Genomic DNA, 22859 nt, shown 5'->3' on the forward strand with positions numbered 1-22859 from the left:
AAGGATGCTGGCCCGTCTGTGGCCTCATGGTTCGAGACGGCGCTAATGCGCCCCCTCACCATGAGGGGAGAAAGCTAGGCTTTCGGCCGCTTGTCGTAAACACGTTTCGCCTTGCCGAGCGAACGTTCCAGCGTTTCCGGCGCCACCGCCTTGATGCGCGCGGTGATGCCGACGGTGTTCTTGATGAAGAGCGCGACCTTTTCGGCGTGCGCCTGCAAGCCGCTGCCGTCCCAGCTTTCGGGACGGGCTTCGGCGAGCACCGTCATCTCGTCCATGCGCCCTTCTCGCGTCAGTTCGATGATGAAATGGCCGCCGCACCAGTCGGTCGCCAGCAGCGCTTCCTCGATCTGGGTCGGGAATACGTTGACGCCGCGCAGGATGATCATGTCGTCGGAGCGGCCGGTGACCTTCTCCATGCGCCGCATGCCCGGGCGCGCGGTGCCCGGCAACAGCCGCGTCAGGTCACGGGTGCGGTAGCGGATGATCGGAAAGCCTTGCTTGGTCAGAGAGGTAAATACCAGTTCGCCCTTCTCGCCGTCCGGCAACACGGCGCCGGTCTCGGGGTCGATTACCTCGGGATAGAAATGATCCTCCCAGATATGCAGGCCGTCTTTGGTCTCAACGCATTCCTGCGCCACGCCGGGGCCGATCACTTCCGACAGCCCGTAAATGTCGGTCGCGTCCATGTCGAAAGTCTGCTCGATCTCGGCGCGCATCGCATTGGTCCAGGGCTCGGCGCCGAAGATGCCGAACTTCAACGACGCCTGACGCGGGTCGAGCCCCTGCCGCTTGAACTCGTCCGAGATAGCGAGCATGTAGCTCGGCGTCACCGTAATGATGTCGGGCTTGAAATCGTTGATCAGTTGCACCTGGCGTTCGGTCATGCCGCCGGAAACCGGCACCACGGTGCAGCCCAGTTTCTCGGCACCGTAATGCACGCCGAGTCCGCCGGTGAACAGGCCGTAGCCGTAGGCATTGTGAATGATCATGCCGGTGCGGCCGCCGGCGGCGCGGATCGAGCGCGCCATCACCTCCGACCAGACATCGATATCGCCTTGCGTATAGCCGACCACGATCGGCTTGCCCGTTGTGCCCGAGGACGCGTGCACGCGGACCAGCTTTTCGCGGGGCACGGCAAACATCTTGAAGGGATAATTGTCGCGGAGGTCGGTCTTCGTCGTGAATGGGAACTTCGTGAGATCGGAGAGTTGCCTGAAATCGGAGGGATGCACGCCGGCCGCGTCAAATGCCTTCCTGTAATGCGCCACATTGTCGTAGGCGTGCTGGAGCGACCAGGCGAGCCGTTTGGTCTGCAACGCCATGATCTCGTCACGCGAAGCGCGCTCGGCCTCATCCAATTCAGCGCCGTAACCGCTTCCGCTGGATTTCAATCTTGCCATGGCCATGGCGTGTTCCTCTCGCTTGCTATTTTTGTTTGGTCTCTTCGTCCGCGGCCGGCAGCCACGTCCCGGTGACGGTGCGGGAATGACCGCGGAACTCAGCAATCACGACATCGCCCGATGTGACGCGGACATCATAGATCCCGGAGCGACCGTTACGCGAAACTTCCCGCGCGGTCGCGACCAGCACGTCGCCGAGTTTGCCCGGGCGTATGAAGGCGATATCGCATTGCGCAGCGACCGCGCGCTCATTGCGCGAATTACAGGCAAAAGCGAAGGTGGAATCGGCGAGGAGAAAAATGAAGCCGCCATGGGCGATGCGCTGGCCGTTGACCATGTGCGGCTGCACCGTCATCGTCAGCGTCGCCTGCCCCGGCTTGACCTCGACAATTTTCATGCCGAGGCCCTTGCTCGCGTCGTCTTCCCTCCACATCGCCTCCGCGCAGGCGCGGGCGATCTCGTCGGGTGACAGCGCGACGTTCATAGCGGTGTGCCCGCTCTGCGAGACAGATCCACGACGTTCTCTTCCTTGTGCGCACGGGCCTGTTATCAGGCCTCTTACGTAGTCAGTGTTGGGACGAAGCACCTAAGGTGTCAACGATCCCGGTATCTGTTCATTCAACCGCTTCCGTCATTCCGGGGCGCGTCGCAGACGCGAACCCGGAATGACGATGCCGTCACACATGGTCGTAGTCCACCACGACCTTGTCTGAGCACGGCCGCGCCTGGCAGGTCAGGATAAATCCCGCCTTTAGCTCCCACGGCTCCAGCGAATAGTTGACTTCCATCTGCGCCTCGCCCTCGACCAGTTTGGCGCGACAGGTCGAGCACATGCCGCCCTTGCAGGCGAACGGCAAATCCATGCCGGCGCGCAACGCGGCGTCGAGAATGGCCTCTCCTTCGGCGACCGGCACCTCGCGGCGCTTGCCGTCGATGATCAGGGAGGCGATCGCCTTCGGCGGTGCGGACGGCTCGACAACCTTCTTCGCGCGCGGCTTGCCACCGAACTCCGAGACAAAGCGCTCGACATGGATGCGGTCTTCGGCAATGCCGATCTCGCGACAAGTGGTCTCGATCTCCTCGCTCATGCCCATGGGGCCGCAGATGAAGACGTGATCGACACTCGAGGCGGGCACCAGCGAGCGCAACAGCACGCGCACTTTCGCGCCATCGAGCCGGCCATGCAGGATCGGTATGTCCTGCTCCTCGCCCGAGATGACGTGGAACAGCGACAACCGCTGCATGAAGCGGTCTTTCAGTTCCTCGAGTTCTTCGAGGAACAGCATGTTTGACGTGGTGCGGTTCCCGTAAAACAGGAAGAACCGGCTGTTCGGCTCGCGCGCCAGCACGCCCTTGACGATCGACAGGATCGGCGTAATGCCGCTTCCTGCGGCAAATCCGACATAGACCCTCGCCTCGTCCGGCGCAGGGGCGACGCCGAAACGGCCAGTCGGCGTCATCACGTCGAGTTCGTCGCCGGCCTTCAATTCGTCCGCTGCCCAGTTCGAAAACGCGCCGCCGTCGACCTTCTTCACCGCGATGCGCAGCTCGCCATCGTCAGGCCCAGAGCAGATCGAATAGGAGCGGCGCACTTCCTCGCCGTCCATCGTGGTACGCAAAGTGAGGTATTGTCCCGGCGCAAAGCTGTAGTCGCCTTCCAGCTCCTTCGGGATCGCAAACGTCATCGATACCGCATCGGCCGCCTCGCGACGGAGGTCGTTGACGGCAAGACGATGGAAACGCGGCGCGACGGACATGGTCAATGACACTTGAAATAATCAAAGGGTTCGCGGCAGGCCTTGCAGCGCCACAGCGCCTTGCAGGAGGTCGAGCCGAATTCGGACAGCACCTCGGTGTCTTGCGAGCCGCATTGCGGGCACGCCACCTGCTGTTCGCCGAACAGCGCGCGGCGCGAGTGTGATGCCTGCGGCGGGGCGATGCCGTATTTCCGGAGCTTGTTGCGGCCGTCCTCGCTCATCCAGTCCGTGGTCCAGGCCGGCGACAGCACGGTGCGGATGGTCGGGCGCGGCATTCCGGCGCGTTCCAGCGCCAACTCAATCTCGAGCGCGATCATGTTCATCGCGGGGCAGCCGGAGTAAGTGGGCGTAATCGCGACCTCGACGCGGCCTTCATGAACCTCGACGTCGCGCAGTACGCCGAGATCGGCGATCGTAAGCACCGGTATTTCGGGATCGACCACTTGCGACGCCGCCTCCCAGGCGCGGCGGCGCAGATCAGTGTCGCTGTGGATGGCCGTTACCATGTCGCCCCCGGAAACGTCCGTTGCATCGATTGCAACTCGCTGAGGAGATGGCCGAGATGCTCGCTGTGCCGCCCGCTGCGGCCGCCCTGCTGCATCCAGTTGTTATCGGGCAGAACAAGCGTCGCTTCGCGGACGACACCCGATACCGTCTTCAGCCATTGCGGGCGCAAGGTGGCGGGGTCGATCGCAATGCCGGTATCGATCAGGCCGCGCTCGCTGTCGTCGACCGAAAACATCTCGCCGGTGAAAGCCCAGAGCTCGTCGATCGCCGCTTGCGTGCGGCGGTGGCTTTCTTCGGTGCCATCGCCGAGACGTATGATCCATTCCGAGCAATGCCTGACGTGATAGGCGCTTTCCTTTTCCGATTTCGCCGCAATCGCCGCCAGCGTTGCATCGGTGGAGCGCATCATCGCGCGCCAATAGAGATCGGCGAACGCAGCATAGAAGAACTGCCGCACCATGGTGCGCGCGAAATCGCCGTTCGGCTGTTCCAGCAGCAGGAGATTACGATACTGCCTGACATCGCGGAGATAAGCGAACTTGTCTTCGTCGTTATCCTTGCCCTCGACCTTGGCCGCGTAGGAATAAAGCTCGCGCGCCTGGCCGAGCAGATCGAGGCCCATATTGGCGAGCGCCATGTCCTCTTCCAGCATCGGCGCATGGCCGCACCATTCCGACAGCCGATGGCCCAGGATCAAGGCATCGTCAGCGCGGCGCAGAGTGTAGAGCACCAGCGGCGTTTCGGAGACCTGGATATTGGCTGCAGTCATACTCTATTCCTGTCTATTCACATTCCGACCTCATCCTGAGGAGCGCCAAGGGCGCGTCTCGAAGGATGGGCTGCGAGTCCCGTTGCCGCCATCCTTCGAGACGCTTGCTTCGCAAGCTCCTCAGGATGAGGTCTGGGGCGTCATGGTTCGAGGCGGCGCTGCGCGCCTCCTCACCATGAGGGGAGAAAGAGTTCACATATGCCCGACTTCGTCGGGCACGTCGTAAAACGTCGGGTGCCGGTAGATCTTCGACTCCGCCGGCTCGAACATCATGCCTTTCTCGGACGGATCGGACGCGGTGATGGCGTTCGACGGCACCACCCAGATCGAAAGGCCCTCGCCGCGGCGGGTGTAGATGTCGCGGGCAGCCTGCAAGGCCAGCGTGGCGTCGGTGGCATGCAGCGAGCCGACATGCTTGTGCGCCAGCCCGTTGCGGCTGCGGATGAAAACTTCCCAGAGCGGAATGTTCGGCGTCGCCATCGCGTCTCTCCTATTCGGCTGCCTGCAGCGCCGACCGTTGCCGGCGTTTCTCGGCATAGGCCATCGCCGCTTCGCGCACCCAGGCGCCGTCCTCATGCGCCTTGCGCCGCGCCGCCAGACGGTCGCGGTTGCAGGGGCCGTTACCGGCCAGCACCTGTTTGAACTCGTCCCAATCGATCGCGCTATATTCCCAATTGCCGTTCGCGTTCTGCTTCATGTCGGGATCGGGAATCGTAAGCCCCAGGAATTGCGCCTGCGGCACGGTGGCGTCGACGAATTTCTGCCGCAGCTCGTCATTGGAGAAGCGCTTGATCTTCCACTTGGTCGAGGTGTCGCTGTGCTGGCTGACCTGGTCGGGCGGACCGAACATCATCAGCACCGGCCACCACCAGCGATTCAGCGCATCCTGCGCCATCGCCTTCTGCTCGTCAGTGCCGCGGCACAGCGTCAGCATGATTTCAAAGCCCTGGCGCTGGTGAAACGATTCCTCCTTACAGACGCGGATCATCGCTCGCGCGTAAGGACCATAGGAGCAGCGGCACAGCGGGATCTGGTTCATGATCGCCGCGCCATCGACCAGCCAACCGATGGTGCCGATGTCGGCCCAGGTCAGCGTCGGATAATTGAAGATCGAGGAATATTTTGCCTTGCCCGCGAGCATCGCGTCGACCAGCTCTTCGCGCGAAGAACCGAGCGTCTCGGCGGCGGCGTAGAGGTAGAGCCCGTGGCCGCATTCATCCTGCACCTTGGCGAGCAGCGCCGCCTTGCGGCGCAGCGACGGCGCGCGGGTGATCCAGTTGCCTTCGGGAAGCATGCCGACAATTTCGGAATGCGCGTGCTGCGAAATCTGCCGCGTCAGCGTCTTGCGGTAGGCGGCCGGCATCCAGTCGTTGGGCTCGATGCGCTCGTCGGCATCGATGCGCGCCTGAAACTGCGTAGCCCGCGCGGCGTCCTCAATGTGGCGGTCGTCGCCGTCGGACGTGTTGAGCGCCTGCGTGTACATGGCGGACCTCCCGGAATTTGTTGGGAGGAAATATATAACATAAATTACGATATGCAATACATTTCTGTAACATATCTACAGCCCGTCAAACCGCTTCGAAAGTTCCCCGCCGGGCTTTGGCAGGGGTCCGTTTTCGTTGGTCGCATGGCGATCAAGCCATCGTTCGGACGCGGCAAGCAGCGCGCGATAGATCTCGCCACAGAGCGTTCGGGCGGCCCTGCCCGGCCAGTCCGCGGGCAATAGCGCGGTCGGCAGCAACGGGTCGCGCAGCACGACGCGGCGGTAATGATGGATCAGGAGTATCCGTGCGGTAAATGCGTCGGCCTCGGTCAACCGCTCGCCGCGACCGAGCCAGCCGTGCAGCGGCTCGAAGGTCTTCATGAATTTCTGATAGGCGTCGGCGGTGCGGTCGAGCGGCCAGCTTTCGCTGAGCAGACGCCGCCCGCTGTCGTCCTCCGCCGACACTTCGAGACGGATGGCGCCAGCGGCTTCCGCAGGCACCGGCACGCCCGATGGCGCCACCCATACGCCCGGCAGCGGACTGCCGAAGCCAGCATTCTTCAACGCCTCGCGCGCGGCGTCGCGATCTCCGCCGTTGCCGATCAACAGCAGCTCAAATCGCCCGGTCCAGTCGGAGGCTGGCGGGCCGTAAATGTGTTTGGTCGCGATATCGAAAGTCTGCCGCTCGCCTTGCACCAGGCGATAGAAACTGTTGCGGCCAACTTTAACGCGCTCGAACCAGCCGTCGGCCGTCAGCCGCGACATCGCAGTGCGCACGACGCTGGCGTCGATGTCGAGCTGCTCGAAAAATTCCAGCAGCGTGCCAAGCCAGACCGATCCGCCGCGCGGCACAATGGCATCGCCGAATACGGTGATGACGATCGAACCGGTGCGCGACGGTTCGCGCTTCAACTGCTGGATAATACGGGCAAGCGGCGGCGGCATGCGTCAAGGCATAGCGCGTTTTGCGGCAGAGCGACAATCGGCGGCCGCGACTCCCTCTCCCCGTTCTTCACGGGGAGAGGGTCGGGGTGAGGGGCTGCCTCCGCAAAATTCGATAGAGAAGAGTACGCGGAGAGCCCCCTCACCCGCCGCTTCGCGGCGGCCTCTCCCCGCAGGCGGGGCGAGGCTGTCGGAGCTCGCGGCTCGCGCTCGTTACCGATGCGGATTTGGATAAACCAGGCCGCGCCAGTCGCTTCGATCGAACGGCGACCATTCGCCTTCCGGCTGCGCCAGGCGATCGGCAACCGCATAGACCACGGCCGGGTGATGGCCCATGCCGCAATGGCTGCTTTCGACCTCGATGCTTTCGGAAGTCGCCGACGTCTTTTCCATGCAGCCCTGCCAGGCGCAGATGCCGTCGGTGCGGCTGAAGATCGCGGTGGTCGGCACCGGCGGCGTGCCCGACAGCGATCCGCCGAAACGCGGATCCTCCTCGTCGGCGCGGCGGCCGCTCGCCAGCTCATAGACGCGCCAGGCGTTGGTCGCCTTCGGTCCCGACGCAAACGGGCTGCCGAGCGTGATCACCGAGCGCACGCGCTCCGGCATCATCTTGGCAAGCTGGCGCGCGTAGAGACCGCCGAGACTCCAGCCGACCAGCGAGACCTTGCGGCCATGCGTGTCGTTCAACTCCTGCACCAGATCGACCATGGCGTTTTGCACGCCGTGGCGCAGGCCGAGGTTGCGCCCCTGACGCCAGCCGCTGACGGCATAGCCGCGCGTGCGCAGGAAGCTGCGCAGCGGCCGTGTCGAGGTGTCGGATGCAACAAGGCCGGGCAACACCAGCACGGGGTGCCCGTCGCCGCGTGGCGCCAGACTCAGCAGTGGCAGTGCCCCCAGAAACGCGCCGAGTTCGTGAATGGCACGCCCCTCCAGAAGCATCAGGGTTCTGGATGGCGGGGCAAGCGTCTGCGCAGCAACGGACATCATATCTCCTCTCGGGCTCGGCCCCTTACGTCGCGGCAGCCGGCCACCGGTTCAGTTAGACGCCAACGCGGTAGAATCGTTCGGCACTGCAATAGAGTTCCACAAAAAGCTAGGGAACCGGCTTTGCCCTTGCAAGCAGTGCAGATCACATCTCGGATAACGAAAGCGTTGACGTGATGAATTAGTCACAGCAGCCGCAGCAGGTGTTCGAGGGTGTACAGCGCCAATCCCGCTAGCCCGCCGATCAGCGATCCATTGAAGCGGATGTATTGCAGGTCGGGGCCGATGTTGATTTCGATCAGCGAGATCAACTGCCCCATGTCCCAGGACTTCACTTGGTCGGAGATGAAGGTCGAGACGCCGCTCTTCTGTTCGGCGACCACGGTGCGCAACACCGCCACGAGCCCCTGGTTGATCTCTGTGCGCAGCTCGGCATCGCCGGCCAGCGCCTCGCCCGCTTTCACGAACATGCGCACCAGATATTGCTCCAACACCTGGGTCTCGCCCGAGGCGCTGCGTTCGAAGAACGAGCGTGCGTTGGCCCAGATGTGGCGTGCGAGACCCGTCACTTCGGGACGTGCCAGGAGATCGCGCTTCAACCCTTGGATCCGCTCGGCGTAGCTTGGATCGGTGCCGAGGCGATCGACGAAGGTCATCACCATGCGATCGAACTCGCCGCGGAACGGATGCGCGGGATCGTTGCGGACTTCTTCGAAGAAGGCGGTGGCGGAAGCGACGATCTTGTTCACCAGGAACTTGTCGGCGCGATAGAGCTTTAGCAGCGTCGGCAATTCGGCGCGGATCTTTTCGCGGATCATCGCCATGGTTTCGGCCTGGGTCATGGTCTGATGCACTGCGCGCAGGATGTCATCGAGTAGGCCTGAATGCCGCCCCTCCTTCACGAATGCGCGCAGTGTTCCGGCGGCGAGCGGCGCGAGATCGATCGACATCAGTTGCGCGGTGATGCGGCGGCTGACGAACGTCATCAGCCCGGAGGTCTCCGTCGCCGCCACCGCTTCGGGCAATAGCCGCAGCGCAAAGCGTGCGAGATCCTCGCTGCGCTTGCGGTCGCGCAGCCAGTCGGCGATGAACGCGCCGAAATCGATCTGCCGCAGCTTGGCCTCGACGGGAGCTGCTTCCAGGAAATGCTTCTCGATGAACTCGCCGAGCTTGTCGGCGATGCGGTGCTGGTTGCTCTGGATGATTGCGGTGTGCGGAATCGGCAGTCCCAGCGGCCGTTTGAACAGCGCTACTACGGCGTACCAGTCGGCCAGGCCGCCGATGGTGGCAGCTTCGGCAAACGCCGCGATGAAGCCGAAGGCCGGATGCAACGGCAGCAGCGCTCGTGCAGCGAGGAAGATCGCAAACGTCGCCGCCAGCACCGACGTTGCTAATATCTTCACGCGCCGCAGCTCGGCGGCGCGGATGGCGTCGCCGGGAGAGTCGATGACGAAGGTGGCGGGAAGGGTCATGGCGGCTTTCGGATGGACGACGACCCTCATCCTGAGGAGCCGCGGAGCGGCGTCTCGAAGGATGAGGCCCCATCGTGGCCTGATGGTTCGAGACGGCGCAAGAGCGCCTCCTCACCATGAGGGTCCAAACTGATCTATGCGGAGACCAGACAAAAAGAAGGCCCGCAAAAGCGGGCCTTCGAGAGCGGCAGTTGTCAGCGGATCGCGATCAGGCGGTCTTGGAATAGACCTTGGCAAAATTGTCCTGCGCGGTCTTGGCGCCCTCAGTGACGAGCTTGCCGAGATATTCGGTGGTGGCCTTCGCCCGCGTGACGAACACTTCGCCGCGCGCACGGACCAGGTCCGACTGGATCTGGGCAGCTTCGCTCAGCGATTTCGCCGAAGCGAGCTTGTCGATGCCGGCGAAGAACGCTTCCGCGTCCTGGTAGAGCGCCTGCTGGATGTTACGGCTGATCTTGGCGGCCTCGGAAACCGAACCGGCAACGGCGGTCTCGATCGCAGCGGTCGCCTTCTCCGAACCGGCATAAAAGTCGGCGGCGCGCTCCTTGGCGGTCTCGGTCTGCTTCTTCACGAACTCACGGGCGGCTTCCGGAACTTCCAGGTTCTGGAGCTTGGTGAACGCCTCGGTGACGGGCGCGAAGGCTTCCTTGACGGTGTTCAGCACGGAATTGGTTTCGGTGGTCATTGGGGTCTCTCCATCCTCGGTTTGAGCTATGGGCTCACCCCGTCCGGATTGGCCCGGGGCGCGCGCGTTGTGCCATAGTTAATGGTGCATCGCAACATTAATGTTGCAGCGCGATATCACGAATTCGTGAAAAGCCTAATGGATAAGCGGGTCCGCCCAGAGAACCGGCAAAAGTTCCACTTTAGGCTAATACCGGAGCCCCCATCTACTTTGCATAGGGTTGTTTTCGCGATTTTGTGTCTGGCTAGTGCTGAACCGCCCCTGGCAGCCCGTAGGCTTCCATTTGTGCCCGAACCTGCGCCACATTGTGCCCGAGCACGACGATGTCATGCTTTTTGCCGCCGACATCCCGGACGTGGTCCCGCAGCAGGGCCTCGGCCCGGAAGCCGAGGCTCTCGAACAGGGCGATCGCCGCCTGCTGGTCGACGGTCATCTGTACCGACAGCTTTTCCAGCCCGGCGCCCAGCGCCAGCGCAAAGGTTTCCTGCGATAGCGCCCGGCCGACCCCCTGCCCGCGGACATCAAGCGAGACCACCATCCGGATCTCGCCGACATGGGGCGACCAGGAATGCGGGTCGCGCACCAGCGTGCCGCAGCCGACCACCGTCCCATCCTTCACTGCCAGCAGGCTGACGATCTGGCCGCGCTCGATCTCGTTGATCCAGGCCGAGAGCACTTTTGGCTGGCTGATGTTGCGCGGCAGAAACAAGAGATCATGCGTCGGGAGCTTTTGCGCAAATGCCAGCACGGAGGCTTCGTCCGCCCGCCCCATCATGCGGAATTCGATCTCGCCGGCATCGGTCTTGACGTGGCGCGGATAGGAACGTGTCTCGCTCATGTTGATCTCTTACCTAGCCAGGAATCCAGTTTCGGCCACAGCCGCTTGATCGCGTTGGCGCCGGCGACGAGGCTGACGTGACCGCCCTTGAGGATCACCTCTTCCTTGTCGGTCGAGCCGACCTTGGCGATCAGGTGCTTGGCCGCATCATATGGCACGATGTGATCGTGTTCGGCGACCGCATGCAGGATCGGCACCGTGATCCTGGAAATATCCGCCGCGCGCCCGCCGACCGACATGGTGCCGTTATAGAGCTTGTTGTCCCACATCAGGTTCTTGGTGATGTCGCGGAAATACTCGCCCGCCAGTGGCAGCGTATCCGTCGCCCAGCGGTCGAACATCCGGTACGACTTCACGAACTCGTCGTTCCAGATGTTTTCCCACAATTGCACCTGGCTGACTGTGCGCGACGCCGGCCGCAGCATTTCGAACGAGGACAGGATCATTTCCGGCGGCACATTGCCGACGCTGTCGACGAGGCGATCGACGTCGAAATAGCGGCGGTCCGAAAAGTTCTGGAACAGCTTCATCTCGCGGAAATCGATCGGCGTGGTGAAGCAGATCAAATTCTTCATCGGCCCGTCATGGAAGATCGAGCCGTACAAGAGCGACAGCACGCCGCCGAAGCAATAACCGATCACGGTAACGTCCTGCTCGCCGGAATCCTGCTGGACGCGGCGGACGCAGTCGGGGATGAAGTCGAGGACGTAGTCCTCCATCCGCAACGATTTTTCTTCCGGCTTCGGTGCGGTCCAGTCCAGCATGTAGACGTCGTAGCCGCGCTTCAGCAGAAACTCGATAAAGCTCTGGCCCGGCACCATGTCGAGGATGTAGCCGCGGTTGGTGGTCGCCATCACGATCAGGATCGGCACGCGGTAGATCTCATCCGCTGTCGGCCGATAGTGATAGAGGTTCATGGTGCCGCGGGCGGCCAGGATGTCCTTTGGCGTCGAGCCAAGCGAGGGGCCGGAGGTAGAAAAATATTCGACGCCCTTGATGCTACGCTGGATCGCGCGCTGCACCTCGGACTGGACCCGCTCCGAGATGGAAGCGAAATCGAGACCCGCGGGAGCGTTCATTTCTGCTCTCCCTCCGCGGGTGGACGCTTGGTGCGCGGCGGCCGCGGCGTGCCGTAGCCGCTCTCCGGCGCCAGCGAATTGTGGTGCACCTGATGCAACAGCGCCTTGATCTCGTTGAGCTGGCCCTCGATTGCCTGCAGCCGCTCTGCCATGCCGACGAGCTGCGCCCGGCTCGGCAGGTTCATCGCCAGCAGGTATTTCTCCATCAGTTCGCCGAGCTGCTTCTGCGCGCCTGCGCTGACGCCGCCGACCTGATTCATCATTTTCGAGAATTCGGGCGAGGCCATCGCCTGGTTGGCAAAGGAGTTGAACCCCTTCTCCATCTCCCCGATCATGGTCTGCCAGATCACGGCAGGATCGTTGCCTTTGTCGGCCATAAGCGCCCTCTCCCGAAAGATTACGAGCGCTTGCCACGCTTCGCTTGTATTTGGCCCATACCACACCGTTGCAGCGGGCCGGTCAACCGCTGCGAAGTCTTCTGCGGTGCGGGAAACCGTGCCATAGTTACTGAAGCCAGATACTACTTGAGGGAAGACACGCGATGCTCGCCCATCAGCCGCCTCAGATCGCCCGCGCCAACGGCATCGATATTTGCTACGAGATTTTTGGCGATCCGGCCGCGGAACCGATGCTCTTGATCATGGGGCTCGGCGCCCAGATGATCCATTGGGATGACGATTTCTGCCGCCAGCTCGCCGCGCGCGGCTTTCGCGTCATCCGCTTCGACAATCGCGATATCGGCAAGTCCTCTCACATGTCCGGCGGCAAGCGGCTGACGCCGTTCGAACTGCTGAAGCTGCGATTCCTGAAGATTCCGGTGGCCGCACCTTACAAATTGATCGACATGGCCAAGGACACGGTCGGTCTGATGGACGTGCTCGGCATCCAGTCGGCGCATCTGGTCGGGGCCTCGATGGGCGGCATGATCGCGCAGGAGGTTGCGCTCACGTTCCCGCAGCGGGTGCGTTCGCTGACCTCGATCATGTCGACCACGGGCAATCCAAAACTGCCGCCGCCGACGCGCGAGGCTTCGGCCGTGCTGATGGCGCCGCCGCCGCGGACTAAGGAGGAGTATTTCGAACGGTTCGCCCAGACCTGGAAAGTGTTGCGCGTCGGCTCGTTCCCGGAAGACGAGGCGCTCGACCCTGCCCGCGCCGCCCGTACCTATGAACGCGGCCTCAATCCGAACGGCGTCGGCCGGCAGTTGCGGGCGGTGCTCGCCTCCGGCAGCCGCAAGGAGCGGCTGCATCACCTGAAAATTCCGACGCTCGTCATTCACGGCACCGTCGATCCGCTGGTGCGCCCCGAAGCCGGCAAGGATACCGCGGCGTCAATCCCCGGCGCAAAGCTCCTGATGATCGAAGGCATGGGCCACGCGCTGCCGATCCCGATGTGGCCGCAGATCATCAACGCGATCGCCGGGCACGCGCACGGCGCGGCGGCGAAGGCGGCGTAGCCAGTAGGGCGGGCAAAGGCGCACTTGCGCCGTGCCCACCATGCATCGGAATAGTCGGTAGAAATGGTGGGCACGCTTCGCTTTGCCCACCCTACTTTCTTAACTCTTCGTCGCGATCCAGATCACGTGGCGCACGCCGCGGCCTTTGCCGGTGGCGCGGATGTTGACTTCGTTCACCTCGAAGCCTGCACCACGAAGACGTCTTGCGAACGCCGCGTTTGGCCCCGAAGACCATACGGCCAGGATGCCGCCCGGTCGCAGTGCGGCGTGCGTCGCGCGCAAGCCTGCAGCGTTGTAGAGCGCATCGTTGGCCTCACGAGTAAGCCCCTCCGGTCCATTGTCGACATCGAGCAGAATGGCATCGAACCTCGAACGATGCGACCGGATGATCTCGGTGACATCCGTCTCTCGAATGCTGACGCGGGGATCGTCCAAGCTGTCGCCAAAGATTTCTGCCATCGGGCCTCGGGCCCAACTGACCACCGCCGGCACCAGCTCCGCCACCACGATCTGCGCTTCACTGCCGAGCCCGGCGAGCGCCGCACGCAGCGTAAAGCCCATGCCCAATCCAGCGATCAGCACATGCGGTTTAGCGACGTTTTCGATCTGCTTCGCAGCGAGCGTCGCGAGTGCGGCTTCCGAGCCCGACAGGCGGCTGTTCATCAGCTCGTTGCTGCCGAGCATGATGGAGAACTCCGTGCCGCGGCGCATCAGGCGGAGTTCGCTGCCGGTGCCAGGAATGCGCGCGCTGTCGAGCTTTTCCCAGGGAATCATGCGGAAGCTTTAGCATAGTCCGCAGAACCGTAGGGTGGGCAAAGGCGCGCAAGCGCCGTGCCCACCATCTGACGTCTGGTGCAAGAGATGGTGGGCACGCTGCGCTTTGCCCACCCTACGAAGAATCTACCCGCCCGCCCAGACGTCCAGCACGTAGCGGTTCTTGGTGCCGAGATCGTCGATCCAGCGCAGGCCGGCATCGGCGTTGGCGCCGGACTTTTCGCGATAGATCGCAACCAGCGCGGCCTTGACGTCCGGCTCCATCTTGCCGCCGTCGCCGCAGACGTAGACGATCGCACCTTGCTCGATCAGGCTCCAGATGCGGTCCTTTTGCGCCGCCACCTGATGCTGCACATAGGTCTTCGGCCCGTCGGCGCGCGAGAAGGCCGTGTGCAGTTCGGTGATGCCGTCGATCGCGAAGGCCTTCAACTCCGCGGCATAGAGAAAATCCTGTTCGGGATGGCGGCAGCCGAAGAACAGCATCGCCGGGCCGAGCTTTGCACCCTGCGCCTTGCGGTGCGCGCGCTCCTGTAGGAAGCCGCGGAACGGCGCCAGCCCCGTACCGGGACCGATCATGATCACGGGTTGGGCCGGATCGTCCGGTAAGCGGAAGCCGGCCTTGGTCTCGCGAATCGTTGCATGCACGGTATCGCCGACGCGGCGGCCGGAGAGATAGTTCGAGCAGACGCCCTTGTACACGCCACGCCCCGAACTTGCGGGCGCTTCCACCACGCCGACGGTGACGCTGCAGCGCGACGGATCGGTCGAAGGCGACGATGAGATCGAATAATAGCGAGGCGCCAAGAGCGACAGCATTTCCAGATAGGCGTGGAAGGGCAGTTCGCAGGCCGGATGCTCTTCCAAGAGATCGAACACCGACTTGCGCCTGGCCAAGACGTCCGATCGATAATGCTCGGTGGAAACATCGTCGTCGCCGACATAGGCCAGCAGCTTCGGCTTGGTGACGGGACAGCGCGTGTGCTCCGACATGATCTGGATCTGCTTGCGGGTCGCGATCTGCTGCAGCTCGACAAACTCGGTCAGCAACCTCCCGACCGACACGGCATCGCCGACCGGCAATTGCGCGCGGCGGCCCTCCGCGACGTGCAGCCGGATCTGGTCGGCGGGCAGAAAACCGAAGCGGCGCGCGACGGAATCGACCAGCGCCGGATCGTTGCGCGGCACCACGCTGAGGTGGTCGCCGACGCGGAAGGTGACGCCGGGCGGCAATTCCACCTCGATGTGGCGGGTCGAGCGGTCGGAAGGACTGGCGCCGGCCTTGTTCTGCAGTTCGGAATTGACCAGCACCTTCATCGGCGCGACGCCGCCCTGCGCTAGGATGGTGTGAACGGCCGATGGCGCCACCGGCTCGATCGCATAAAGCGGCGCGTCGTCGGCGCTGCGGGCGAAGCCGGAATCGACACCCAGCTCCTTCATCGCCGCGGGTGCTGCCGCCGCGAACCATTTTTCGAACTGGCCGTCGAGATCGCTGCGGGCATCGCCCTCGCCGCGGCTGTAGAGGCTGCGCGCGCCGTGCGCCGCCAACTGCTCGTCGATCATGCGCGGCACCGACTGATAGGTCGCGGCCCAGTCACTGTTGCCGCAGCCGAACACCGCGTATCGCACCTTGGCGAATGCGTCCTTTGGCAGGCCGCTGTCCAGCCATTTGACAAACTGCGTGGCGTTATCTGGGGCAGCGCCATTGTAGGAAGCGCAAAAGATCATCAGCGCGCCCTGCTCCGGCAGCTTGCCGACGTAGTCGTCGAGCGCGCCGAGTTTTGTGGCGAAGCCGTTGACCTCGGCGAGGTCCGCCACCCGCGTCGCCAGCTCTTCCGCGGTGCCGAGGTTTGAACCATAGAGCACCAATAGCAGCGTGTTGTGGCCCGGGCGGGTCCGCGCCTGCGGCGCCGCCGCGCTTGAGGCAGCGGCCGCGACAGCGGTTCGGCCGGCGAAGGCGCCACGGTCCTTGTCCGCGCGCGGCCGCACCTTGATCTTGAAACCGTCCGGCTTGACCGTCAGCGTTTCCTTCAGGTGCATCTGGTAGCGATGCACATCGATCAGCTTGAAGCGCTGCAGGATCATGCCGATCGCCAGCGCCGCCTCGTGCATCGCAAAGCCGCGGCCGATGCAGGCGCGCTGGCCGTTGCCGAACGGCTTCCAGGCATTGATCGGCCGTGCGGCCTCGGCTTCACGGCTGAAATTCTCGGGATCGAAGACGTCAGGGTTCGGACCCCAGACGCTGGGGTCGCGGTGCAGCGCCATCACCAAAACGGTGATGAACGTATTCTTCTTCAGCTTATACTTGCCACCGCCGATGGCCTCGTCCTGAAGCGGCGTAATGCCGTAGGCGGGCGCCGGCGGCCACATCCGCAGCGCTTCCTTCAACACTTGCGTGATGTAGGTGAGCTGCGTGACCTGCTGATAGGTCGGCTTGGCGTTGATATCGGGCCCGAGCACCCGATCGACTTCCTCATAGGCCTTCTTCAGCACCTCGGGATGCTTGAGCAGCGCGTAGATGGTGCACGAGAGCAGTCCGCTGGTGGTCTCGTGGCCCGCAATCAGGAAGGTGTTGATCTGGTAGCGGATGTTGATGTCGTCGAGCTGCTCGCCGGTCGAGCGGTCGATGCCGGTCATCATCGCGCCCAGCATATCCTTCTTTGCCTCGGCGGCTTCCGCATTGCCGCGGCGCTCGGCGATGATCTCGTCGACCATCTTGTTCATGAAGGCGACGTCCTGAGCCAGCGTCTTGCGCCGCTTCTGCATCCACAGATTTTCCAACGGCAGGCCGCGGGTCATCATGATGGTCTCGAGCGAGCGCACCAGCGACTCCACGAACGGGTGATAGTCGCGGCGGTAGAACGAATTGAAACGGTAGTCGAAGCCGCAGAGACCAATCGTGTCGAGCGTCAGCGCCGTCATGTCGTGCACGACGTCGATCTCCTCGTCGGCGTTGAGCCGCTCCCATTTCTTGACGAGCTGCTCGGCGATATCGACCATGCTTGGGTGATAGGATTGCATCGCGCGGTTACCGAACGGCTGCAGCAGGATGTTGTGCGCCTTGCTCCAGTTCGGCTCTGTCGTGTCGGCGGTGAACAGCCCGTCACCGCCGACGGCGCGGACGCGGCGCAGCGAGCCGCGGACGGTCTTGTCGAAACGTTTCTCGTCGGAGAGCTCGTCGATCAGATCGTGGCCGGAGACAATCACGATCGGCGCGCCCATCATGTCGAGCCAGAAGATCGGCCCGAGCTCCTTGGACAGCTTGACCAGATGCTGCACCGGCGCGTTGGGATCCAGCGACAGCATGTTGCCGACGACGGGCTTCTTCGGCGGATGCGGGATCGGACTGAGTTTATTGCTGGACGCCATTGTCGAAGTGTCTCCCCTGCCTTACCCCATCCACACAGTCATTCCGGGGCGATGCGAGGCATCGAACCCGGAATCTCGAGATTCCGGGTCTGGTCCTTCGGACCATCCCGGAATGACGGCGCAAGGCGTTTTCGCTCGCGTGACGCGTCATCCTCATCCAAATCTTTTTCTACGCCACTCGATCAGCTTGCTACTGACTTCGTCCGGCTTTTCCTGCTGCGTCCAATGGCCACTGTCGCGCACGAGATATTTCTCGAGGTCGGGTACCAGCTTTTCCATGCCCTCGGTGGCCGACGGTGGCAGCACCGCGTCGTTCTCGGCCATGATCATCAGCGACGGCACGCGGACGGTATGGTCGAGCCCTTCCGAGCGCTGCCAGTTGCGGGAAAAATTGCGGTACCAGTTGATGCCGCCGGTGAAGCCGGTCTTGGTGAAGGTATCGACGAATACCTGCTTTTCTTCCGCCGACAGGATCGGCGTGCGCGGATCGTGCTTGGCATCGTAATTCGCGATCATCTGTGGAAACGCGAGGTTGAGTCGCGCCGATGCGCCGACACCAGCAATCGGCTGTTCCTCCGGCGTACCCGGGGGCCGCGCCACCGGCTTGCGCATGAATGCGTCAAAGGTCTGCTCGACCCGGCTGCCGAAAATCCTGTCAGGCTCGTGGCCAGGGTCCTGGAATTGCACGATGTACATCTTGTCGCCGAAGCGCTGCCGAAATAGCTCGATCGGATCGGCCGGCATGCGATCCCAGTGCGGGGTGTTGACGCCGACGACACCGGCGACGCGATCAAGATGACGCAGCGGCATCTGCCAGACGACGAAGCCGCCCCAATCGTGGCCGACGAAGATCGCCTTGTCGATTTTGAGATGATCGAGCAGACCGACGAGATCGCCGGTCAGATGCTCCATGTCGTAATCCTCGACCGGCTCGGGGCGGTCGGTCGCGCCATAGCCGCGCTGATCCGGCGCAATCACCCGGATGCCGGCCTCGCTCAGCGCCCTGATCTGGTGACGCCAGGAGAACGCGATCTCCGGCCAGCCATGGCAGAGAATGACCGGCGGCTTGTCCGATTTGGGCCCCGCCTCGTAATAGCCCATGCGAATACCGTTCACCTCGGCGAATTGCAGCGGCGGCATTTCAATCATGGCGGGCCCCCTATTCAGCGGCGCGGGTCATGCTCGGCGGCGGCGCGAACGCCGCCTCCAGCGCTTCAAATTCGACCGGAAGCATGTCGCAGAGAACCTGGACATGCGGAATGATGTTGGCGCCGGCGATGAAGCCGAAATCGAGCTGGTCGCGATAGCTTTGCACGGTGATGTTGAGCGCGATGCCATGCGTCGAGATCGACACCGGGAAGATGTGCAGCAGCTCGGCGCCGGCGGCATACAGCGTCTGCCGCGGCCCGGGCACGTTTGACACGGTGATGTTGGCTGCCGGCGGCAGCACGTCGGAGAGATTGGAGCGGCTGTAGAGCAGCGCAAGGATCTGGGTCACGATCGGCGCGCCCAGCATCGAAAGGTTGGAGACTTGCGGCATCAGCGCCCGCAGCGGATGCGACATCTCCTTCGACTTGGTGGATTGCGCGATGATGGTTTCCAGCCGCGTCTTGGGATCGTCGACATTGGTGGCGATCGCGCAGATCATGCCGAACACCTGGTTGTTGGCATCGGCGTTGCCCTCCTCGCGCAGCGAGATCGGCACCGCTGCGGTCAGCGATTTGCTGGGCAGCGCGCCCTGGCTGATCAGGTAGCGGCGCACCACGCCTGAAGACAGCGCCAGCACGACGTCGTTGAGCTTGCCGCCGGACGTCTTTGCCAGCGCCTTGGCGCGCGACAGCGAGATCGAGGTGCCGGCGAAGCTGCGCTCCGACGAGATCGCCTTGTTCAGGATGGTGGGCGGCGAGGCCATGCTGGCCAGACTATCGCGAGACTTCGGATCCGAAACCTTGCCGAGCACATCTGACACGCTCTTGAGCATCGTCGGAATGCTGCTGGCGAACTTCACCGCGCTCTCGATCTGGAACATGGCGTTGTCGAACAGGATCGAGCCGAGATCGCTTTTGCCCGAGCGCGGCAGCTCGAGGCTCTTTGGCGCCGCCTTCGGGTCGAACGGCTGGGTCCAGAGCTGCTGGTAGGAATCGATCAGGTTGGCGGCGATGTCGCGCGGCTCCGGTGCCACCTTGCGCGCGGTAGGCGGATCGACCTGGCGCGGCACCGGGGTGATGTCATAGATCATACTGGTGAGCGCAGCCCCGGCGCCGCCGTCGATGCAGGCATGGTGCATCTTGGAATAAAGCCCGATCTCGTTGTCCTTCATGCCTTCGAAGACATAGAACTCCCAGAGCGGGCGGGCGCGGTTGAGCAGCTTGGCATGCATCCAGCCGACGATGCGCTCCAGCGTCGCGCGGTCGCGCGGCGCCGGCAGGCTGGCGCGGAAGATGTGGCGGTCGATGTCGAACTGGTCGTCCTCGACCCAGGACGGATGATCGATGTCGAGCGGCGCCTTCTCCAGGCGGGCTTTCAGGATCGGCGCGATGTGCAGCCGCGAGGCGATCATCGCCTTGAACTCTTCGAAGAAGTCGCCCTTGTAGCCTTCGGGCAGGCGGAAGATCGCCATGCTGCCGACATGCATCGGCATTTCCGGGGTTTCCAGATACAGAAACGACGCGTCCAGCGAAGACAGCTTCTTGGCGTCCGCCATATTTTCCTCCCGCAGTAGAAAACGCGGCGCCTTGGCGGCGCTTCTGGCGTCTGGAATGTCTTTGTTATTGGAGCATATCGTTATTGGAGCATATCCGAAAACCGACAGCCATCCTGCATCAATTGCAGGGCGGGATCTTTCGCGATCATGCCCTTAGCTCAGGGCGTGGATTCAGGATTGTGCATTTTCAGGGGGCCCATAGGCAATGGCAAATGGTCCTGATCGGTCAAAATGCTTAAACTCGCCTTCCGCCTGCGCCAGTCGGTCGGCTACTGCCCACAATGCTGCGGGGTTGACGCCGAGCCCGATATGGCTGGCAAGGTGGACCTCGATGTTTTCGGCTGTTGCAGAGGGACGCAATAGGCTGGTGTGCCAGTTCACGATGCCGTCGGTCCGCGAATAGATCGAGGTCGCCGGCACCGGCAGGTCACCGGCAATGGCCAAGCGGATTTCCGGATTGTCGTCGACAGTTTCCCCCGACAGCACCTCATAGAGCCGCGTGGCGTTGGTCGCGCGGATATCGCTGGCAAACGGGCTGCCGAGCGTGATCACCGAGCGCACCATGTCCGGCATCTGCAATGCGAGATCGCGCGCATAGACGCCGCCGAGGCTCCAGCCGACGAGACTGACCTTGCGGCCCGTGGCTTCATAGATGCGCCTCAGGAGAGCTTGCAGTGCTCCGCGCTTGGAAGCGATGCCGCCGAAATTGCGGCCCATGTCCCAGGCATAGGTGTCGTAACCGAGTTCTTTCAGATAGCGCCGCATCGGCGCCATCGATAGATCGCTGGCGAGAAACCCCGGCAGCGCCAGCACCGGATGCCCGTCGCCCCTCGGCGCACGCAACAACAGCGGCGACAGTAACAGGCTCGAATTCAGCTCGAACAGCGCCCGCGTCTCGGCCAGCATCAGAAACAGGCTTGGCGGCCGAAGCCGCTGCTCTTCCGTTGCTGCGCCGCTTTCCGCGATGGCCACTCACTTGTCCTTCTTGGCCATGCCGCCGAGCCCGGCCATGGTCACGAACATCTCCTGGAATCGCTCGGCGATCTTGGGATCGAACGTGAACCAACTCTGGATCAGCGATTCCGGCGACACCTTTTCGATGTTGGCCATCACCTGCTGCTGCATCTTGTCCATCACGGCGGTCTGCATCGGCGAGACATCGGGCAATCCGAAGAACTGCCTGGCCTCCAGCGGCGTGCAATCGATTTCGACATTAACTTTCATGACCGCTCCTTATCGCGCTGCCCTTGCTGCAGTATCGACACGACGGAGCGAGTCATGCAAGGACCAGAGCCGGCCCCCGGTCCCTTCAATTCTCGATATGGTCAACCAAAGCGTTCGATCGCAAACGGCCTGACATCGGCAAACGGCGTCTCGCCGGTCATCATTTCGGCCAGCAGGCGGCCGGTCGCGGGTCCGAGCGTCAGCCCGTGATGCTGGTGGCCGAAGTCGAACCATAGCCCGCCATGGCGGGGGGCTTTGCCGATCACCGGCAGCATATCCGGCAGGCAGGGCCGCGCACCCATCCAGGGCTTGGTGTCTACCGGCTCGCCGAGCGGGAACAGTCGGTGCGCCCGCGGCAGGGCCCGCTCAACCTGGATCGGCGTTGGTGGTGCATCGCGGTGGGCAAACTCGGCGCCGGTCGTGAGCCGAATGCCGCGGTTCATCGGCGCCAGAAGATAGCCGAGATCGGTGTCCAGCACGGGATGGTTCAAGACCGCGTTGCCGCGCGGCTTGAGATGCAAATGGTAACCACGCTTGACCTGAAGCGGGATCGAATAGCCGAGCGGGGCGAGGATCTGGTCGGACCACGGCCCCATCGCCACCACCACTTCGCGCGCCGCAATAGTGCCTTCCAGCGTCGCCACCCGCCACCGTCCGCTCGCCTGTTCGAGCGTTCGGGCGTCGCCGACCAGATAACGCCCGCCCTTGCGGCCGAACAGCGCCGCATAGGCCTTGGCCAGCCCACCGGGATCGGGCACAAATCCCGGCGCGGGAAAATGGATCGCGCCGCTGAAATCGCCGCTCAGATGCGGCTCGCGCGCTGATATCGCGAGCCGATCCAGCACCTCGCCGGCGACGCCGTGCTCCCCGGCGCGCTTGAGATCCTGCACCGCATCCGCAAGGGTCGCCTCGGAACGAAACAGCTTGATCCAGCCGGTCCGCCGCAAAAGCTCCGGCACATTGGCTTCCGCAATCAGCGCCTCATGCTCGATCAGGCTGCGCTGGATCAGCGGCAATTCGGCCATTGCGCTGTGCAGTGCACGCTCCGGTGAAGAGGCGAGGAAATACCGGGCCAGCCACGGCAGGAAGACCGGCAGATCCCTGAAGTGGTAATGCACCTGCGGCGCGCGAAGAAACGCGTAGCGCAGGATCTGGCCCACGTCCCGCGGAAACATATAGGGAAAGACCGAAGCGCACTCGATCAACCCGCCATTGCCGTAACTGGTTTCCTCGCCGGCTGTATCATGGCGGTCGATCAGAACCACGTTCCGGCCGCGTTTTTGCAGGTGCAAAGCGGCGCTGACGCCGACCATGCCCGCACCCAGGACGAGTACGTCGGCCTTCAGTTCCGCCATCCGGCACTCCGAAAGTTCAATGTAACGTGGTTGCACATGCGTCTTAAGGTGAGACTAGTCATTG

The 22859-nt window shown here is 63.2% G+C and carries 22 protein-coding genes; 1 reads left to right on the forward strand and 21 read right to left on the reverse strand.

All coding sequences use genetic code 11. The annotated features are described in order from the left end of the window. Positions 1-74: 74 nt before the first annotated feature. The 14 genes from paaK to YUO_RS0126975 all read right to left on the reverse strand — a co-directional run bounded on the left by paaK (position 75) and on the right by YUO_RS0126975 (position 12293). Positions 75-1406 carry a phenylacetate--CoA ligase PaaK gene (gene paaK / locus YUO_RS0126910; RefSeq protein WP_028350053.1) on the reverse strand — a complete coding sequence of 444 codons (1332 nt, stop codon included), beginning with the start codon at positions 1404-1406 and terminating at the stop codon, positions 75-77. Between the two features lie 19 nt (positions 1407-1425). Further along, a complete protein-coding gene (paaI, locus tag YUO_RS0126915; protein ID WP_028350054.1) occupies positions 1426-1884 on the reverse strand; it encodes a hydroxyphenylacetyl-CoA thioesterase PaaI in 459 nt (152 codons plus the stop codon). Positions 1885-2077: 193 nt separating this feature from the next. Further along, positions 2078-3157 (reverse strand): 1,2-phenylacetyl-CoA epoxidase subunit PaaE, encoded by a 1080-nt coding sequence (gene paaE, locus YUO_RS0126920; protein WP_028350055.1) that lies wholly within the window; start codon positions 3155-3157, stop codon positions 2078-2080. Positions 3158-3159: 2 nt separating this feature from the next. After that, positions 3160-3663 (reverse strand): 1,2-phenylacetyl-CoA epoxidase subunit PaaD, encoded by a 504-nt coding sequence (gene paaD / locus YUO_RS0126925; protein ID WP_028350056.1) that lies wholly within the window; start codon positions 3661-3663, stop codon positions 3160-3162. After that, complete coding sequence (gene paaC / locus YUO_RS0126930; protein WP_028350057.1) at positions 3657-4433, reverse strand: 1,2-phenylacetyl-CoA epoxidase subunit PaaC; 777 nt, start codon at positions 4431-4433, stop codon at positions 3657-3659. Before paaC ends, paaD begins: the two co-directional genes overlap by 7 nt. Before the next feature lie 192 nt (positions 4434-4625). Next, the gene (gene paaB / locus YUO_RS0126935; protein ID WP_027539035.1) at positions 4626-4913 is read right to left on the reverse strand and encodes a 1,2-phenylacetyl-CoA epoxidase subunit PaaB; all 288 of its coding nucleotides are present in this window, start codon (positions 4911-4913) and stop codon (positions 4626-4628) included. 10 nt (positions 4914-4923) lie between these two features. Then, entirely contained in the window at positions 4924-5916 is a 993-nt protein-coding gene (paaA, locus tag YUO_RS0126940) for a 1,2-phenylacetyl-CoA epoxidase subunit PaaA (RefSeq protein ID WP_028350058.1), read from the reverse strand. A 75-nt stretch (positions 5917-5991) separates the two neighbouring features. Then, entirely contained in the window at positions 5992-6861 is an 870-nt protein-coding gene (paaX, locus tag YUO_RS0126945; RefSeq protein WP_028350059.1) for a phenylacetic acid degradation operon negative regulatory protein PaaX, read from the reverse strand. A 210-nt stretch (positions 6862-7071) separates the two neighbouring features. Continuing rightward, a complete protein-coding gene (locus tag YUO_RS0126950) occupies positions 7072-7842 on the reverse strand; it encodes an esterase/lipase family protein (protein ID WP_028350060.1) in 771 nt (256 codons plus the stop codon). Between the two features lie 185 nt (positions 7843-8027). Then, on the reverse strand, positions 8028-9314 hold the full coding sequence (locus tag YUO_RS0126955) for a DUF445 domain-containing protein (RefSeq protein WP_028350061.1): 1287 nt from the start codon (positions 9312-9314) through the stop codon (positions 8028-8030). 208 nt (positions 9315-9522) lie between these two features. Further along, positions 9523-9999, reverse strand: a complete 477-nt coding sequence (locus tag YUO_RS0126960; RefSeq protein ID WP_028350062.1) for a phasin — start codon at positions 9997-9999, stop codon at positions 9523-9525. Positions 10000-10243: 244 nt separating this feature from the next. Further along, positions 10244-10837, reverse strand: a complete 594-nt coding sequence (locus YUO_RS0126965; protein WP_028350063.1) for a GNAT family N-acetyltransferase — start codon at positions 10835-10837, stop codon at positions 10244-10246. Further along, on the reverse strand, positions 10834-11916 hold the full coding sequence (locus tag YUO_RS0126970) for an alpha/beta fold hydrolase (protein ID WP_028350064.1): 1083 nt from the start codon (positions 11914-11916) through the stop codon (positions 10834-10836). The genes YUO_RS0126965 and YUO_RS0126970 overlap by 4 nt, the downstream gene beginning before the upstream one ends. Further along, positions 11913-12293: a hypothetical protein gene (locus tag YUO_RS0126975; RefSeq protein WP_028350065.1), complete on the reverse strand. Its 381-nt coding sequence runs from the start codon at positions 12291-12293 to the stop codon at positions 11913-11915. The genes YUO_RS0126970 and YUO_RS0126975 overlap by 4 nt, the downstream gene beginning before the upstream one ends. 164 nt (positions 12294-12457) lie before the next feature. On the opposite strand from YUO_RS0126975, the gene YUO_RS0126980 reads away from it, so the two are divergent. Next, on the forward strand, positions 12458-13372 hold the full coding sequence (locus tag YUO_RS0126980) for an alpha/beta fold hydrolase (RefSeq protein WP_028350066.1): 915 nt from the start codon (positions 12458-12460) through the stop codon (positions 13370-13372). A gap of 99 nt (positions 13373-13471) precedes the next feature. Here YUO_RS0126980 and YUO_RS0126985 read toward each other — a convergent pair whose 3' ends face one another. The 7 genes from YUO_RS0126985 to YUO_RS0127015 all read right to left on the reverse strand — a co-directional run bounded on the left by YUO_RS0126985 (position 13472) and on the right by YUO_RS0127015 (position 22795). Continuing rightward, the gene (locus tag YUO_RS0126985; protein WP_028350067.1) at positions 13472-14146 is read right to left on the reverse strand and encodes a spermidine synthase; all 675 of its coding nucleotides are present in this window, start codon (positions 14144-14146) and stop codon (positions 13472-13474) included. Positions 14147-14272: 126 nt separating this feature from the next. Further along, positions 14273-17512: a bifunctional cytochrome P450/NADPH--P450 reductase gene (locus YUO_RS0126990; RefSeq protein ID WP_028350068.1), complete on the reverse strand. Its 3240-nt coding sequence runs from the start codon at positions 17510-17512 to the stop codon at positions 14273-14275. 153 nt (positions 17513-17665) lie between these two features. Next, complete coding sequence (locus YUO_RS0126995) at positions 17666-18661, reverse strand: alpha/beta fold hydrolase (RefSeq protein WP_028350069.1); 996 nt, start codon at positions 18659-18661, stop codon at positions 17666-17668. A gap of 10 nt (positions 18662-18671) precedes the next feature. Then, complete coding sequence (locus YUO_RS0127000; RefSeq protein WP_028350070.1) at positions 18672-20216, reverse strand: WS/DGAT/MGAT family O-acyltransferase; 1545 nt, start codon at positions 20214-20216, stop codon at positions 18672-18674. Between the two features lie 171 nt (positions 20217-20387). Then, entirely contained in the window at positions 20388-21122 is a 735-nt protein-coding gene (locus YUO_RS0127005; RefSeq protein WP_235782844.1) for an esterase/lipase family protein, read from the reverse strand. Between the two features lie 66 nt (positions 21123-21188). Then, a complete protein-coding gene (locus YUO_RS0127010; protein ID WP_028350072.1) occupies positions 21189-21440 on the reverse strand; it encodes a DUF6489 family protein in 252 nt (83 codons plus the stop codon). A gap of 101 nt (positions 21441-21541) precedes the next feature. Then, positions 21542-22795, reverse strand: coding sequence for an NAD(P)/FAD-dependent oxidoreductase (locus YUO_RS0127015; RefSeq protein ID WP_028350073.1), 1254 nt, complete (start codon positions 22793-22795; stop codon positions 21542-21544). Positions 22796-22859: the final 64 nt, after the last annotated feature.

The organism is Bradyrhizobium murdochi, from assembly GCF_000472965.1.
Classification (GTDB): Bacteria; Pseudomonadota; Alphaproteobacteria; order Rhizobiales; family Xanthobacteraceae; genus Bradyrhizobium; species Bradyrhizobium murdochi.